Raw genomic sequence first — 15,609 nt, forward strand, 5'->3', positions numbered from 1 at the left:
CCCGGACAGCACGAAGGGGGCCGGTCACCTCACCAGGTGACCGGCCCCCTTCTCGTCGTAAGGGCCGCGTCCTACGACTACCGCTTGTGCTGTGAGTCCGCCACCGTGACCTCCACCCGCTGGAACTCCTTGAGTTCGCTGTAGCCGGTGGTGGCCATCGCGCGGCGGAGGGCGCCGAAGAAGTTCATCGAGCCGTCGGGGGTGTGGGAGGGGCCGGCCAGGACCTCCTCGATCGTGCCGACCGTGCCGAGGTCGACCTTCTTTCCGCGGGGCAGTTCCTCGTTGACCGCCTCCATGCCCCAGTGGTTGCCCCGGCCCGGCGCGTCGGTCGCGCGGGCCAGCGGGGAGCCCATCATCACCGAGTCCGCGCCGCAGGCGATCGCCTTGGGGAGGTCGCCGGACCAGCCGACACCGCCATCCGCGATCACGTGCACGTACCGGCCGCCGGACTCGTCCATGTAGTCCCGGCGGGCCGCGGCCACGTCGGCGACCGCGGTGGCCATGGGGACCTGGATGCCCAGCACGTTGCGCGTGGTGTGCGCGGCTCCGCCGCCGAAGCCGACCAGGACGCCCGCCGCGCCGGTGCGCATCAGGTGCAGGGCCGCCGTGTACGTGGCGCAGCCGCCGACGATCACCGGTACGTCGAGCTCGTAGATGAACTGCTTCAGGTTCAGCGGCTCGTGCGAGCCCGACACGTGCTCCGCCGAGACCGTCGTACCGCGGATGACGAAGATGTCCACGCCCGCGTCGACCACGGCCTTGGAGAACTGCGCCGTGCGCTGCGGGGAGAGCGCGGCGGCGGTGACCACGCCCGAGTCGCGCACCTCCTTGATGCGCTGCCCGATCAGCTCCTCCTTGATGGGAGCCCGGTAGATCTCCTGGAGGCGGCGGGTCGCGGCGTCCACGTTCAGCTCGACGATCTCGTCGAGCAGCGGCTGCGGATCCTCGTACCGCGTCCACAGCCCTTCGAGGTTCAGCACGCCGAGGCCGCCGAGCTCGCCGATACGGATCGCGGTGGCCGGGGAGACGACCGAGTCCATGGGAGCGGCCAGGAAGGGCAGCTCGAAGCGGTAGGCGTCGATCTGCCAGGCGATCGAGACCTCCTTCGGGTCCCGCGTACGGCGGCTGGGGACGACGGCGATGTCGTCGAAGGCATACGCCCGCCGGCCGCGCTTGCCGCGCCCGATCTCGATCTCAGTCACGTCTGTGGCCTTTCCCTCTGCGTTTCAGCGTCTTCCAGTATCGCCGACGGGTACGACAAGGGCGGCCCCGGATGCTCCGGGGCCGCCCCATCACACGTCTGGCGACTACTTGCGGCTGTAGTTCGGTGCCTCGACCGTCATCTGGATGTCGTGCGGGTGGCTCTCCTTGAGGCCCGCCGAGGTGATCCGGACGAAGCGGCCCTTGGTCTCCATCTCGTCGATGGAGGCGGCGCCCACATAGCCCATGGTCTGGCGCAGGCCGCCGACCAGCTGGTGCAGGACGTTGCCCAGCGGACCGCGGTAGGGCACCTGGCCCTCGATGCCCTCGGGCACGAGCTTGTCGTCGGAGGACACCTCCGCCTGGAAGTAGCGGTCCTTGGAGAACGACTTGGCCTGGCCGCGGGACTGCATCGCGCCGAGCGAACCCATGCCCCGGTACGACTTGAACTGCTTGCCGTTGATGAACTGGAGCTCGCCGGGCGACTCCTCGCAGCCGGCGAGCAGCGAGCCCAGCATCACGGTGTCGGCACCGGCGGCCAGCGCCTTGCCGATGTCGCCGGAGTACTGCAGGCCGCCGTCGCCGATCAGCGGGATGCCGGCCGGGCGGGCGGCGAGGGACGCCTCGTAGATGGCGGTGACCTGCGGGACACCGATGCCGGCGACCACACGGGTCGTACAGATCGAGCCGGGGCCGACCCCGACCTTGATGCCGTCGACGCCGGCGTCGATGAGCGCCTGGGCGCCGTCACGGGTGGCGACGTTGCCGCCGATCACGTCGACGCGCACGCTCGACTTGATCTTCGACATCCAGCTGAGGGCGTTGCTGTTGTGGCCGTGCGAGGTGTCGACGACCAGGAAGTCCACACCGGCCTCGGCCAGCGCCTGGGCCCGCTCCAGCGCCTCGGGGCTGGCGCCCACGGCGGCACCGACGATCAGCCGGCCCTCGGAGTCCTTGGCGGCACCGGGGTACTGCTCGGCCTTGACGAAGTCCTTGACCGTGATGAGGCCCTTGAGGATGCCCGCGTCGTCGACCAGCGGAAGCTTCTCGATCTTGTGCCGGCGCAGCAGCCCCATGGCGTCGCTGCCGGAGATGCCGACGTGGCCGGTGACCAGCGGCATCGGGGTCATGACCTCACGCACCTGACGCGAGCGGTCCGACTCGAAGGCCATGTCGCGGTTGGTGACGATGCCGAGCAGCTTGCCGTTGCCGTCCGTCACCGGGACACCGCTGATGCGGAACTTGGCGCACAGTGCGTCGGCCTCGTCCAGCGTCGCGTCCGGGTGCACCGTGATCGGGTCGGTGACCATGCCGGACTCGGAGCGCTTCACGAGGTCGACCTGGTTGACCTGGTCCTCGATGGACAGGTTGCGGTGCAGCACGCCGACGCCGCCCTGGCGGGCCATCGCGATCGCCATCCGGGACTCGGTCACCTTGTCCATCGCCGCCGACAGCAGCGGGATGTTCACCCGCACGTTGCGGGAGATGCGGGACGAGGTGTCGACCGCGTTGGGGAGCACCTCGGACGCTCCCGGCAGCAGCAGCACGTCGTCGTAGGTCAGCCCGAGTGTCGCGAATTTTCCGGGCACTCCGTCGACGTTCGCAGTCATGACACCTTCCCCAAATGGCCTTGATCGGTGCGGATGTCCATGCTAACGGGAACCACCGGTCCCAAATTCCACGGTTACGTCCGCCCCCGGCTTCGTATGTTCGTACGCAACCGGCCGCCGAGCCGTTCAGGCAAAGCCCCCACGAGCCCCACGCACCGCAGGCCTTGCCGTTCCCCTCCGGCCCTACTGCTCCGCGAGCGCCCGCAGCCGGCTCAGTGCCCGGTGCTGTGCCACCCGCACCGCGCCGGGTGACATTCCCAACATCTGGCCGGTCTCCTCGGCCGTGAGGCCCACCGCGATCCGCAGGAGCAGCAGTTCGCGCTGGTTCTCCGGCAGGTTGGCCATGAGTTTCTTGGCCCATTCGGCGTCACTGCTGAGCAGCGCGCGCTCCTCCGGGCCGAGGGAGTCGTCCGGCCGCTCCGGCATCTCGTCGGACGGAACCGCGGTCGAGCCGGGGTGCCGCATCGCCGCCCGCTGGAGGTCGGCGACCTTGTGCGCGGCGATGGCGAAGACGAAGGCCTCGAAGGGGCGTCCGGTGTCCCGGTAGCGCGGCAGCGCGAGCAGGACGGCGACGCAGACCTCCTGCGCGAGGTCCTCCACGAAGTGCCGGGCGTCGCCCGGCAACCGGGACAGACGGGTACGGCAGTAGCGCAGCGCGAGGGGGTGGACATGGGCGAGCAGGTCGTGCGTGGCCTGCTCGTCCCCGTCGACGGCGCGATGGACGAGTGCACCGATCGCCCCTGCGGCCCCGGCCGCCTCGTCGTCGCGCATCGGTCCATGGTGCCTTGCGGCGTTGCGGTCCGTGGCACCGCGTCCGATGTTGTGTGCCGAAGCGTTATGAGCAGGTGCGCCGGAACTCATCCCTTGCACCCTCCCCTTCCGCTCGACCGACTCGTCCCCGAGAGACTCCACACCTCAAGGATGCGGCATCCGCGCCGAAACGAGCAGCGGGGCGCCGACGGGGCCGTGCAACCGGCCTCGCGACCGCGCCCCTTCAGGGGCGCGGGGAACTGCGCGACCAGCCACGAACGACCCGCACCAAAGCGACAACCTGTAGAACCGAGCCCTTTGGAACCGACCTTTTAGCGAACCAATCCCCAACGGAAGCCGAGCGCCACCGCGTGCGCCCGGTCGGACGCACCCAGCTTCTTGAACAACCGCCGGGCATGCGTCTTCACGGTGTCCTCGGAAAGGAACAACTCCCGCCCGATCTCCGCATTCGACCGCCCGTGACTCATCCCCTCGAGGACCTGGATCTCACGCGCGGTGAGCGTAGGAGCCGCCCCCATCTCCGCGGACCGCAACCGCCGCGGCGCCAGCCGCCACGTCGGATCGGCGAGCGCCTGCGTGACGGTCGCCCGCAATTCCGCCCGCGAGGCGTCCTTGTGCAGATAACCCCGCGCACCCGCCGCGACCGCGAGGGCGACCCCGTCCAGGTCCTCCGCGACGGTGAGCATGATGATGCGCGCACCGGGGTCCGCGGACAGCAGCCGCCGGACGGTCTCGACGCCGCCCAGACCGGGCATGCGTACGTCCATCAGAATCAGGTCCGAACGGTCGGCGCCCCAGCGGCGGAGGACTTCCTCGCCGTTGGCCGCGGTCGTCACGCGCTCGACGCCGGGCACGGTCGCGACCGCCCGGCGGAGCGCCTCTCGGGCAAGCGGGGAGTCGTCGCAGACGAGGACGGATGTCATGGCCGCCCTCCGCAGCTGATGCACGTCACCTTGAGCCTCCAGGCTGGTACGAAATCGTCACCTGTGCGGTCGACCGTCTCGGACGCCTGCCCGAGCACTCGTTGTTCCAACCGCCTCCGCCACTCTCAACGATGGTCACTCGAAAGAGTTACGGGGCCGTGTGCCATCTTCGGCACTCTACGTGAGGGGGCGGACACAGCGCAGACGTGCGACGTCGACCCACAACGTTTCATCACAACCGGTGCCCCATTTAGCTCTATTTCTTCCCTTCTGCTGGTGTCTGAGGCTAGATTCGCAATGAGTCATATTTTCATCTCCTTAGATAGTAGATGTACGGTCGTGGGCACCGTATCCGCTCAGCACGGCTACAAGGGGTCACGTAATGGCAGATTTCTCCCGCCTTCCTGGACCGAACGCGGACCTGTGGGACTGGCAGCTTCTGGCTGCCTGCCGCGGGGTGGACAGCTCGCTCTTCTTTCATCCGGAGGGCGAGCGCGGTGCGGCCCGGAGCGCTCGCGAGAACTCGGCCAAGGAGGTCTGCATGAGATGCCCGGTCCGCGCACAGTGCGCGGCACACGCACTGGCGGTCAGAGAGCCGTACGGCGTGTGGGGCGGACTGACCGAGGACGAGCGCGAAGAGCTGATGGGACGGGCACGGAACCGGTTGGTGTCGGCCTCGGCCGGTGCCGGCGACGGCGTCTCGAACAACTGAAGGAACGTTTCTTCGATCCAGGGCTCCGGAACAGTTCCTGGACCGAGCACCAGGCCGGTGGGCACGCGCACGCGTGCCCACCGGTTTTCACTGTCGGGCCGCCGCCCGCCCGAGCTGCTCCAGCGTCGCCGCGACCGCCGGCACCTGGGCCAGGTCGGGCAGCGTCAGCGCGACGATCTCCCGCCGCACCGCCGGCTCCAGCGTCAGCACGCGCGCGTGCCGCGGCCGTACGGACTCGATCGCGAGCTGGGGCAGGACGGCGACGCCGAGACCCGCGCCGACCAGGCCGACCACGGCCGGGTAGTCGTCGGTGGCGAAGTCGATGCGGGGCGTGAAGCCCGCGCCCTCGCACACCTCCACCAACTGACCGCGGCAGCGCGGGCATCCGGCGATCCACGGCTCGTCCGCGAGTTCGCCGATGGCCACGGTGCCGGCCCCCGCGAGGCGGTGCCGCTCCGGCACGAGCCCGACCAGGCGGTCCGTCAGCAGGGGACGTACGACGAGGTCGTCCCACTCCTCCGCGCCCGCCGCGCCCTCGTAGCGGAAGGCGAGCGCGATGTCGCAGTCGCCCTCGCGCAACAGCTCGACGGAGGCGGGCGGTTCGGCCTCCTCCAGGGAGACACGGGTGCCGGGGTGCGCGGCGCGCAGGGCGGCGAGCGCGGTCGGTACGAGGGTGGAGCTGCCGCTGGGGAAGGAGACCAGCCGCACCCGTCCGGCGCGCAGGCCCGCGATCGCGGCGACCTCCTCCTCGGCGGCGGTGAGCCCGGCGAGGATGCCGCCCGCGTGCCGTACGAGTGCCTCGCCCGCCTGGGTCAGCCGCATCTCGCGCCCGCTGCGGATCAGCAACGGCGTGCCCACGGACGCCTCCAGCGCCTTCATCTGCTGGCTGACGGCGGGCTGGGTGCAGCCCAGCGCACGTCCCGCCGCCGAGAAGGAGCCGGTCGCGGCGACGGTACGCAGGACGCGGAGATGACGTGCCTCGATCATCCTTCGAGGATAGGCCAGTGATAAGTGACTCTTTGATACGTCGTCGAAAAACGCGTCGACGCTTTGACATGGGGCTCGCTATCGTGCCCGTATGGAGCTTCTCTCGCTGAACCTGGGACACGCCCGGACCGTCCCGTACGCGGACATGGGAGTCACCGGCATCGACAAGCGGCCGGTGACCGGACCCGTGCTGGTGTCGGCGCCCGGGCCGAAGGGGGTCGGCGCGAGCGGGCTGGCCGGGGACGACGTGTGCGACAAGCGGCACCACGGCGGGGACGACCAGGCGGTGTACGCCGTCGCGCGCGAGGATCTCGACGACTGGGAGCGCGAGTTGGGCCGCCCGCTCGCGAACGGTTCCTTCGGGGAGAACCTGACGACGCTGGGCCTGGACGTGTCCGGGGCGCGGATCGGCGAGCGCTGGCGCATCGGGGCCGACGTGGTCCTGGAGGTGACCTGCGGTCGGATTCCGTGCCGGACGTTCCAGGAGCATCTGGGTGAGAAGCGGTTCACGGAGCGGGGCGCGCCGGGCGCGTACTTCCGGGTGATCGTGCCGGGTGAGATCCGGGCCGGCGATCCGATCGAGGTCGTGCACCGCCCGGACCACGACGTGACGGTGGCCCTGCAGTTCCGCGCGGTCACCACGCGGCGTGAGCTGTTGCCGATGCTGCTGCCCGCGGGCGAGGCGCTGCACCCGGAGTCGCTGGCCCAGGCGCGGAAGTACGCGGCGGAGCATGCCGCCGGGCACCCTGCGGAGCAGGCGGGCTGACCCGTCCCGAGCACACGGGCCGACCGTCCCGGAGCGCGCGGGCCGACCGTGCGCGCGGGCTTTGTTCGCCGGTCCTTCACCTATCGGGAGGGCGTGTGCAGCAATCGGGCGAATGCGTTCCAGGTCACTAATCTTGCGCCATGACAACGGCTCTGATTACGGGATCGACCGCGGGCATCGGCGCCGCGTTCGCGCGGCGGCTGGCGGCCGACGGGCACAACCTGGTGCTGGTGGCCCGGGACACCGAGCGGCTCGGGCAGCAGGCGACCGAGCTGCACGACCGGCACGGCATCGAGGCGACGGTCCTGACGGCGGACCTGGCCACGGACGCCGGCATCGAGGCGGTGGCCGCGCGGCTGTCCGACCGCAAGAACCCGGTGGACCTGCTGATCAACAACGCCGGCTTCGGCAACAAGGGCCGTTATCTGGAAGTACCGATGGCCGACGAGCTGAGGATGCTCAAGGTGCACTGCGAGGCGGTGCTGCGGCTGACGTCGGCGGCGACGGAGGCGATGCGCGAGCGCGGGCGGGGCGGGGTCGTCAACGTGGCGTCGGTGGCGGCCTTCGTGCCGCGCGGGACGTACGGCGCGTCCAAGGCGTGGGTCGTGCAGTTCACGCAGGGCGCGGCGAAGGACCTGGCCGGCAGCGGGGTGCGGCTGATGGCGCTGGCGCCGGGCTTCGTGCGGACGGAGTTCCACGAGCGGGCCGGCATGGGCACGGACAACATCCCGGGCTGGATGTGGCTCGACGCGGACAAACTGGTCGCGGCGGCGCTGCAGGATCTGGCGCGCGGCAAGTCGCTGTCGATCCCGGATCCGCGCTACAAGGTGCTGATGGGCTTGGCGAAGATCACTCCGCAGGCCCTGCTCGGCGGGGTCACGTCGAAGACCGGGCGGAAGTACGGGCCGCAGTGACGGCGGCGGGAGGCGTCCCGCCGGGTGGTGCAGGGAATCACGGCACCGGAATCCGCGGGTCGGAGTCGGTGGCTGTACCGGCTCGGCCACTCGCCCCGCTCCAGCGGATCCCCGCACCCCTTCGCAGGGCGTGCCCCGGCAGCGCGAAGGCCCGGCGCCCCCTGAGGGGTGCCGGGCCTTCGGTTGTTCACCGACGTGCGTCAGTGGGAGTGGCTGTGGCCACCGGCGGCGGCCGGCTCTTCCTCTTCCTTCTTCTCGACGACCAGGGTCTCGGTCGTGAGGAGCAGGGAGGCGATGGAGGCGGCGTTCTCCAGGGCGGAGCGGGTGACCTTGACCGGGTCGATGACGCCGGCCTTGACCAGGTCGCCGTACTCGCCGGTGGCGGCGTTGAAGCCCTGGCCCTTCTCCAGCTCGGCGACCTTCGCGGTGATGACGTAGCCCTCGAGGCCCGCGTTCTCCGCGATCCAGCGCAGCGGCTCGACGACCGCGCGGCGCACGACGGCGACACCGGTGGCCTCGTCGCCGGTCTTGCCCAGGCCGCCCTCCAGCACCTTCGCGGCGTGGACGAGCGCGGAGCCACCACCGGAGACGATGCCCTCCTCGACCGCGGCGCGGGTCGCGGAGATGGCGTCCTCCAGACGGTGCTTCTTCTCCTTCAGCTCCACCTCGGTGGCGGCGCCGACCTTGATCACGCACACGCCGCCGGCCAGCTTCGCGAGGCGCTCCTGGAGCTTCTCGCGGTCCCAGTCGGAGTCGGTGTTCTCGATCTCGGCCTTGATCTGGGCAACACGGCCGGTGACCGCGCCGGAGTCACCGGCACCGTCGACGACCGTGGTGTCGTCCTTGGTGACCGTGACGCGGCGGGCGGAGCCGAGCACGTCCAGGTTGACCTGGTCGAGCTTGAGGCCGACCTCCTCGGAGACGACCGTGGCGCCGGTGAGGATCGCCAGGTCCTCCAGCATCGCCTTGCGGCGGTCGCCGAAGCCGGGGGCCTTGACCGCGACCGCGTTGAAGGTGCCGCGGATCTTGTTGACGACCAGGGTCGACAGGGCCTCGCCCTCGACGTCCTCGGCGATGATCAGCAGCGGCTTGGAGGAGTTGGCCTGGATGACCTTCTCCAGCAGCGGCAGCAGGTCGGCGATGGCGCCGATCTTGCCCTGCGTGATGAGGATGTAGGGCTCGTCGAGGACGGCCTCCATGCGCTCCTGGTCCGTGACGAAGTACGGCGACAGGTAGCCCTTGTCGAAGGCCATGCCCTCGGTGAAGTCCAGCTCCAGACCGAAGGTGTTGGACTCCTCGACGGTGATGACACCGTCCTTGCCGACCTTGTCCATCGCCTCGGCGATGAGCTCGCCGACCTGGCTGTCCTGCGCGGACAGACCGGCGACGGCCGCGATGTCGGCCTTGTCGTCGATCGGGCGCGCGGTGGCGAGCAGCTCCTCGGAGACGGCGGCGACGGCCGCGTCGATGCCCTTCTTCAGGGCGGCCGGGGAGGCGCCGGCGGCGACGTTGCGCAGGCCCTCGCGGACGAGCGCCTGGGCCAGCACGGTGGCGGTGGTCGTACCGTCACCCGCGATGTCGTTGGTCTTGGTCGCCACCTCCTTCACCAGCTGGGCGCCGAGGTTCTCGTACGGGTCGTCGAGCTCGACCTCGCGGGCGATGGTGACACCGTCGTTGGTGATGGTGGGTGCGCCGAACTTCTTGTCGATGACGACGTTGCGGCCCTTGGGGCCGATCGTCACCTTGACCGTGTCGGCAAGCTTGTTGACGCCGCGCTCGAGGGCGCGACGGGCGTCCTCGTCGAACTTCAGGATCTTCGCCATGGGAGCGGTTCAGCCCTCTCGGAAAACGTGGGTGAAACGAACCACGCCCCCGACGCCCGGCTTCATAAGGTCGCGGGGGCCAGGGGCGCAGCTCACTGCAAAACTGGGTGAAGCGAAGTGAATTACTTCTCGATGATCGCGAGAACGTCGCGAGCCGAGAGGACGAGGTACTCCTCGCCGCTGTACTTCACTTCGGTGCCGCCGTACTTGCTGTACAGCACGATGTCGCCGGTCTTGACGTCGAGCGGCAGGCGCTCGCCGTTCTCGAAGCGGCCCGGGCCCACAGCGAGGACGACGCCCTCCTGGGGCTTCTCCTTCGCGGTGTCCGGGATGACCAGGCCAGAGGCCGTGGTCTGCTCGGCGTCGAGCGGCTGGACCACAATGCGGTCCTCGAGCGGCTTGATGGCAACCTTGGAGCTGGCGGTCGTCACGATCCGACCTCCCCCTTCGGAGATCTCACGGGGTTAACTGTCTGAGGTGGCGACCAGGTGGATCCGTCGTCGCGGGTGCCGGACCTGCCCGTCGCTATTGGCACTCCCCAGTGGCGAGTGCCAGAACCGAGACTATGACCGCGATTAGCACTCGGTCAAGCGGAGTGCCAATCAGCCACGAGATGCCGGCGGCGCTTCGGCGGGTTCGTCGGCCTGAACGGCCTCGTCCTCAAACGCCGGACGGGCTGAAAATGCCGACCGGCATCGAGACCTCGCCCTAGACGTAATCCTCCAGCCTTCCCACCGTAAGTCCCGCCCTCTCCGCCTCCCGCAGCACCCGTACCGTCCGTTCCCGCAGCGTCGGGTCCGCCTTCTCGCCCGACGCCAGCGAGACGATGTCGCCGGGGCGCAGCCGGTGTTCGCCGCCCGTGAACGTGAGGGTGCCGTCCTCCGAAGCGGCCCGCCACAGCACCACCGCCGACACCCCGCAGTCCCCCGCCGCCCGCAGTGTCGTCGTGTCGTACGTGCCGTAGGGCGGGCGGAACAGGCGGGGGCGGAGGCCGAAGCGGGCGCGGAGTTTGTCCTGCTGGCCGCAGATCTCGGCGCGCTGGCCGAGGTAGGGCAGGCCGCGCAGGGCGGCGTGGTCGAGGGTGTGGTTCTGGATGCTCGCGCCGACCGACTGGAGCCGCGCGAAGTGGCCGTAGCCCGGCCCCACCACGCTGTCGGTGAGGAACATGCTGACGGGCAGCCGGAGTTCGCGGACCATGTCGACGAAGCGCGGGTCCTGCTCGGCGCCGTCGTCGTACGTGAGGAAGACCACCTTGTCGCGGGTGGGTACGCGAGAGAGGACCGGCGGCAGCCCCGGACCTGCCGAGCGGGCGGCCGGGAGTCGGGCGGCCCGCGGGGCCGGGGCGAGCGGGGCGGTCAGGCCCCAGCGGCGGTACGGCGGCTGCGCGGCGCCGGCCGGCCCGTGCGGGCGTACCCGCTGGGCCGCCTTCCTGCCCAGCCGCTCGATCGGGTCGACGGACTGGGCGCAGCCGGCGAGCAGCGCGGCCGCGAGGACGCCGGCCAGCAGGCCCCGGCCCCGCGTTTTCACAGGTAGTCCTCCAGCCGGGCCACCGCGTAGCCCTGGGCCGTGACCTTGTCGAGGAAGCGGCGGACCATGTCGGGCATGGTGCCCTTCCAGTCCTCGCGGCCCCGGAAGTGGCTGAGCACGATGTCGCCGGGGTGCAGGTCCCGGTCCCACTCGCGGTACTCCCAGTGGTCGACGAAGACCTCCTCGTCCCAGATCGGCGCGTACCTGATGCCGCAGTCCTTGGCGGCGCGCAGGGTGTCCTGGTTGTAGTTGCCGAAGGGCGGCCGGAAGAGGGTCGGACGCTTGCCGTACCGCTTCTCGATCACGTCCTGCATGCCGCAGATCTCGTGCTTCTGGCGGCGGTAGGACAGGGCCGGCAGGTAGGGGTGGTGGAGGGTGTGGTTGTTCAGGACGACACCCCGGTCCTGCATCTTCTTGAAGTACGGGTAGTCGTCCTTGATCAGGTAGTCGCTGAGGAAGGCCGTGTACGGGATCTTCAGGTCGCTCATCATCCGCAGGAACGCCGGGTCCTTCTCGGCGCCGTCGTCGATGGTGAGGAAGACGACCTTCTCCTTGGTGGGGATCGTGGTGAAGACCGGCGGGAGGTTCAACTCCTCCTGGTCGTCCACCTCGAAGCCCTCGCGGGCGGTGATCTCCGGCTTGTGCGCGGGGGCGGCGGGCGCGGTCAGCGGGACCGTCCGCAGGCCCCAGCGCTTCGCGGCGGCGACCCGGGCGGCGTGTGCGACACGCAGTCGCGTGGCGTACGCGTCGAGGGCACGGGCGGGTGCAGCCTTGAGCGCCTGCTGGCCCGGCGCCGGCCGCACCGCATGCCCGTGCCCGCGCCCGGCCCCACCGTCCCGCCCGCCGTCCTGCGCACAGCCGGCGGCGAGGGCGGCGACGGCGAGCACGGCGATTCCGCCACGGACCCGCCGACCCCAGAACGACCCATTTTTGTCATTTTGTACGACTGCTCGCATGGTGCCGGATCCTCGCAGGCCAGGCCCCTGCTCCCGGCCCGACACCGCGGCCGGCGGCACACCATCCACCGACTGGCCCACAATGACCCGGTGAACGACCTCGCCCTCCTCCTCACCCCGCAAGGCCGCGCCCTCCTCCACGAGGTGCGCGACACGGCCCCGGCCGACGAACTGACCGTCGCCACCCGGCTGCGCCGCGAGCACCCCGCCGAACTGGTGTCGGCGGCGCTCGGACAGGCCCGGCTGCGGCAGCGGGCGGTGGCGAAGTTCGGGGCGCAGGACGCGGCGCGGATGTTCTTCACGCCGAACGGCGTCGAGCAGTCGACGCGGGCGAGCGTGGCGACGTATCGGGCGCGGCGGCTGAAGGCGCAGGGGGTGACCTCGCTGGCCGACCTGTGCTGCGGGATCGGTGGGGACGCGATCGCGCTGGCGCGGGCCGGGATCCGGGTGCTCGCCGTGGACCGGGACCCGCTGACGGCGGCCGTGGCCCGCGAGAACGCGGCGGCGCTGGGTCTCGCCGAGCTGATCGAGGTGCGGGAGGCCGACGTCACCGAGGTGGACACGGCGGGCTGGGACGCCGTCTTCGTGGACCCCGCCCGGCGCGGCGGACGCGGCCGGATCTTCGACCCGGAGGCCTACTCACCGCCCCTGTCCTGGGCGATCGAGGCCGCGCACAAGGCGCCCCGCGCCGCGCTGAAGGTCGCCCCCGGCATCCCGCACGAGGCGGTGCCCGGCGCGGCCGAGGCCGAGTGGATCTCGGACGGCGGGGACGTGAAGGAAGCGGTGCTGTGGTTCGGGACCGAGCCGGGCGCGGTGCGCGCGACCCTGCTGCCGGGCCCGCGCACGCTGCTCGGCAGGGGCCTCCCGGATCCCGAAGTCCGGTCCGTGGGGCGCTACTTGTACGAGCCGGACGGCGCCATCATCCGCGCCCACCTGGTCGCCGAGGTGGCCGAGGAACTGGACGGCGGCCTGATCGACCCCACGATCGCCTACGTCACCGCGGACGAACTGCACCCGACCCCGTATGCCACCGCCTACGAGATCAGCGATCAACTGCCGTTCAATCTCAAGAAGTTGAAGGCGCTGCTGCGGGAGCGGGAGGTCGGGGTGCTGACCGTGAAGAAGCGGGGGTCGGCGGTGGAGCCGGAGGAGTTGCGCAGGAAGGTCAAGCCGCAGGGGCCGAACTCGGCGACGGTCTTCCTGACACGCGTCGCGGGGGCGCCGACCATGTTGGTCGGCGCCCCCGCTTAGGGCGTGACTACCGCTGTCCTACTGGTGGTTGGCCGTCCTGAGCGGGCCCAGGTGCGGATCGGCCGTCACCGGGCCGGACTTGGCCGGGGTGGCGGCGGGTCCCGCGGTGTCCGCGCGCAGTGACTGCGCGCTCGCGGCCGGGACGCCGTTGTAGAACGGCACGTACGTGAACTGGCTGCCGTTCGCGCTCATCGCCGCGCCGGCCGTGTTCAGCGTGCCCGCCGTGACCGAGGACGTGGGTCCGAAGGCGATCGCGGACTGCGTGCCCGCGGACTCACGGAGCAGGTAGCTCTTGGGGTCGGCGGACAGGTCGGGCTTCGAGGTCCACACGAGCGGCGCGTAGATGTTCATCGCCGCGCCCGCCGAGACACCGTCCCGCCAGGCGCCGGTGTAGGCGAACGCCACCTGACTGGGCACGGTCCACCAGAACTTGGCGAGGGCCACCGAGAGACCCTCGCTCGTGCCCGAGGTGACCGGGTAGTAGTAGTACGTCGACGGCCACTTGGAGAACGAGGTGTGCGTCAGCGCGTACTTCGCGTCCGAACCGACCGGGATGACCATGGTCTTGTCGGGGTTCACGCTGTTGAGGTACGACTTCACCGCCGACGTCAGCTTCTTGCCGTTGCTGAGGACGAAGGTCGCCGTGCTCGCGGTGCCGTCGGAGCCCGCCGCGGAGGCCGCCGGGAGGGCCGCCTTGTAGTCGGTGCCGCTGGCCAGGAACACGTACTTCGGGGCGGTGGTGATCGCCTTGGACACCTTGACCGAGGTGTCGTAACGGTCCACGCCGGACAGCCGCTTGGGCACGTAGCCGAGCGCCTTGACCTGGGTGGAGACGTTCGTGGCGAGGGTCGAGGTGCCGCCGAGGAGCCAGACGGACGCGCCCTTCTTCAGGGTGCGCTTCAGCTCGTTCTTCACCGCCGTCGACAGACCCGTCTTCGGGGTCATCAGGACCGGGCCCCGCTTCTTGCCGGCCAGGGCGGGCGCGGTGAGCGAGTACGCCGTGCTGTCCCGGTTGATCAGCACCGCGGACTTGGCGTCCAGCAGGCCGGGCGAGCTGGAGCCGAGGGTGTTCCAGCTCCAGCGGGAGGCGGCGATCGCGGTGGCGTAGCTGTCGCTGCCCCAGACGCGGGCGGTGGTGTTCTTGCGCAGCGGCTGCCAGCTGGGGTTGCTGCCGTGCGCGCCGCCCGGGACCGCGGTGAGGGAGCCGCTCGCCACGTCCGCGTACTCGGTGGTGTGCGTGTCGACGCCGTTCGCCGAGGTCCGCACGTCGAAGACGATCCGGGTGCCGGTGGGCGACCAGGACGGGTTGGCGTAGGAGCGGGCGTCGGTGGTGAGCTGCGTGACGCCGGTGCCGTCGGCCTTCGCCGTGAAGACCTGCCCGTCGCGGACGAAGGCCAGCTTGGTGCCGTCCGGCGACCAGGCGGGCTGCGTGGCGTCGGTGAGGACGCGCTTCACCGTGTTCGTGGACCCGGTGTAGACGTACACGCCCGGAGTGCTTGAGCAGTTGCCGGTGCGGCGCTCGAAGGCGACCAGGCCGGCGGTGTTCACGGTCGGCTCGGTGTCGCAGACCGAGGACGGCTCAAGGGAGTTGGACAGCAGCGGGGCCGGGGCGTAGGAGCCGTCGGAGGGGCCGTAGGCGAGCTGGCCGCCGGTGGCGAAGGCCACGTAACGGCCGCCCCACCCGAAGGTCAGGTCCGTGTAGGTGGCGCTGGAGCGCATGCCCTCGGCCCGGGGCAGGGTGATCTTCGTGGTGCCGCCGGTGCGGACGCTGGTGATGGTCTGCCCGTTGATGACGGCGAAGCGGCTGCCGTCCGGCGCCCAGGCCGCGTACTCCCCCGAGCCTGCGCCCGGTACCGCGGTGGCCGCGCCGGTGGCCGGGTCGACCAGCCACGGCCCGTCGGTCAGGATCCTGCCCTCGGTGCCCGGCCAGGGCCCGGCGTCGTCGGCGACGGCGCCGGGCGCGGTGGCCAGGGTCCCTACGGCGGCGAGTGCCGCCGCGGTGGCGAGCGCCGCGACATGGCGGCGCGTGAACGGTCTCAAGTTGTTGTCTCCCCCACGGATCGGATGACGTCATCCGGTCGATGTCCGGTCGATTCGGTGCCGCGCGCGGCCGGGTCGGCGTCTGTCCCCCAGGCGACCACACAGCCGATGCTCAGCGGCCGGATCACT

General features: G+C 70.7%; 14 protein-coding genes. 4 read left to right on the forward strand and 10 right to left on the reverse strand.

Going from position 1 to position 15,609, the window contains the following annotated elements; translation table 11 throughout:
- Positions 1–77: 77 nt before the first annotated feature.
- The 4 genes from ACWD5F_RS43830 to ACWD5F_RS43845 all read right to left on the reverse strand — a co-directional run bounded on the left by ACWD5F_RS43830 (position 78) and on the right by ACWD5F_RS43845 (position 4,504).
- Positions 78–1,202 carry a GuaB3 family IMP dehydrogenase-related protein gene (locus ACWD5F_RS43830; RefSeq protein WP_123998258.1) on the reverse strand — a complete coding sequence of 375 codons (1,125 nt, stop codon included), beginning with the start codon at positions 1,200–1,202 and terminating at the stop codon, positions 78–80.
- A 105-nt stretch (positions 1,203–1,307) separates the two neighbouring features.
- A complete protein-coding gene (gene guaB / locus ACWD5F_RS43835) occupies positions 1,308–2,810 on the reverse strand; it encodes an IMP dehydrogenase (RefSeq protein ID WP_451261717.1) in 1,503 nt (500 codons plus the stop codon).
- A gap of 183 nt (positions 2,811–2,993) precedes the next feature.
- Positions 2,994–3,581 (reverse strand): sigma-70 family RNA polymerase sigma factor, encoded by a 588-nt coding sequence (locus ACWD5F_RS43840; RefSeq protein ID WP_123998260.1) that lies wholly within the window; start codon positions 3,579–3,581, stop codon positions 2,994–2,996.
- Positions 3,582–3,892: 311 nt separating this feature from the next.
- Positions 3,893–4,504 carry a response regulator transcription factor gene (locus tag ACWD5F_RS43845; protein WP_003948568.1) on the reverse strand — a complete coding sequence of 204 codons (612 nt, stop codon included), beginning with the start codon at positions 4,502–4,504 and terminating at the stop codon, positions 3,893–3,895.
- A gap of 382 nt (positions 4,505–4,886) precedes the next feature.
- Here ACWD5F_RS43845 and ACWD5F_RS43850 point away from each other — a divergent pair, with 382 nt between their 5' ends.
- Positions 4,887–5,216 carry a WhiB family transcriptional regulator gene (locus ACWD5F_RS43850; RefSeq protein WP_123998261.1) on the forward strand — a complete coding sequence of 110 codons (330 nt, stop codon included), beginning with the start codon at positions 4,887–4,889 and terminating at the stop codon, positions 5,214–5,216.
- Positions 5,217–5,303: 87 nt separating this feature from the next.
- On the opposite strand, the gene ACWD5F_RS43855 is transcribed toward ACWD5F_RS43850, so the two are convergent.
- The gene (locus ACWD5F_RS43855; RefSeq protein WP_123998262.1) at positions 5,304–6,203 is read right to left on the reverse strand and encodes a LysR family transcriptional regulator; all 900 of its coding nucleotides are present in this window, start codon (positions 6,201–6,203) and stop codon (positions 5,304–5,306) included.
- 91 nt (positions 6,204–6,294) lie between these two features.
- On the opposite strand from ACWD5F_RS43855, the gene ACWD5F_RS43860 reads away from it, so the two are divergent.
- Positions 6,295–6,969 carry an MOSC domain-containing protein gene (locus tag ACWD5F_RS43860; RefSeq protein WP_451261718.1) on the forward strand — a complete coding sequence of 225 codons (675 nt, stop codon included), beginning with the start codon at positions 6,295–6,297 and terminating at the stop codon, positions 6,967–6,969.
- 140 nt (positions 6,970–7,109) lie between these two features.
- Positions 7,110–7,883 carry an SDR family NAD(P)-dependent oxidoreductase gene (locus ACWD5F_RS43865; protein ID WP_451261719.1) on the forward strand — a complete coding sequence of 258 codons (774 nt, stop codon included), beginning with the start codon at positions 7,110–7,112 and terminating at the stop codon, positions 7,881–7,883.
- A gap of 200 nt (positions 7,884–8,083) precedes the next feature.
- Here the strand turns inward: ACWD5F_RS43865 and groL are convergent, their stop codons facing one another.
- The 4 genes from groL to ACWD5F_RS43885 form a co-directional block, all read right to left on the reverse strand.
- Positions 8,084–9,706 carry a chaperonin GroEL gene (gene groL, locus ACWD5F_RS43870; protein WP_401713942.1) on the reverse strand — a complete coding sequence of 541 codons (1,623 nt, stop codon included), beginning with the start codon at positions 9,704–9,706 and terminating at the stop codon, positions 8,084–8,086.
- A gap of 122 nt (positions 9,707–9,828) precedes the next feature.
- Positions 9,829–10,137, reverse strand: coding sequence for a co-chaperone GroES (groES, locus tag ACWD5F_RS43875; RefSeq protein WP_008747517.1), 309 nt, complete (start codon positions 10,135–10,137; stop codon positions 9,829–9,831).
- Positions 10,138–10,414: 277 nt separating this feature from the next.
- Positions 10,415–11,233 (reverse strand): polysaccharide deacetylase family protein, encoded by an 819-nt coding sequence (locus ACWD5F_RS43880; RefSeq protein ID WP_451261720.1) that lies wholly within the window; start codon positions 11,231–11,233, stop codon positions 10,415–10,417.
- Complete coding sequence (locus ACWD5F_RS43885) at positions 11,230–12,189, reverse strand: polysaccharide deacetylase family protein (protein ID WP_451261722.1); 960 nt, start codon at positions 12,187–12,189, stop codon at positions 11,230–11,232. The genes ACWD5F_RS43880 and ACWD5F_RS43885 overlap by 4 nt, the downstream gene beginning before the upstream one ends.
- Positions 12,190–12,279: 90 nt before the next feature.
- Between ACWD5F_RS43885 and ACWD5F_RS43890 the strand changes: the two genes are divergently transcribed.
- Positions 12,280–13,440: a class I SAM-dependent methyltransferase gene (locus ACWD5F_RS43890; protein WP_451261723.1), complete on the forward strand. Its 1,161-nt coding sequence runs from the start codon at positions 12,280–12,282 to the stop codon at positions 13,438–13,440.
- Between the two features lie 18 nt (positions 13,441–13,458).
- On the opposite strand, the gene ACWD5F_RS43895 is transcribed toward ACWD5F_RS43890, so the two are convergent.
- Positions 13,459–15,480 (reverse strand): cell wall-binding repeat-containing protein, encoded by a 2,022-nt coding sequence (locus tag ACWD5F_RS43895; RefSeq protein ID WP_451261724.1) that lies wholly within the window; start codon positions 15,478–15,480, stop codon positions 13,459–13,461.
- Positions 15,481–15,609 lie beyond the last annotated feature (129 nt).

The organism is Streptomyces sp. NPDC002499 (genome assembly GCF_053595415.1).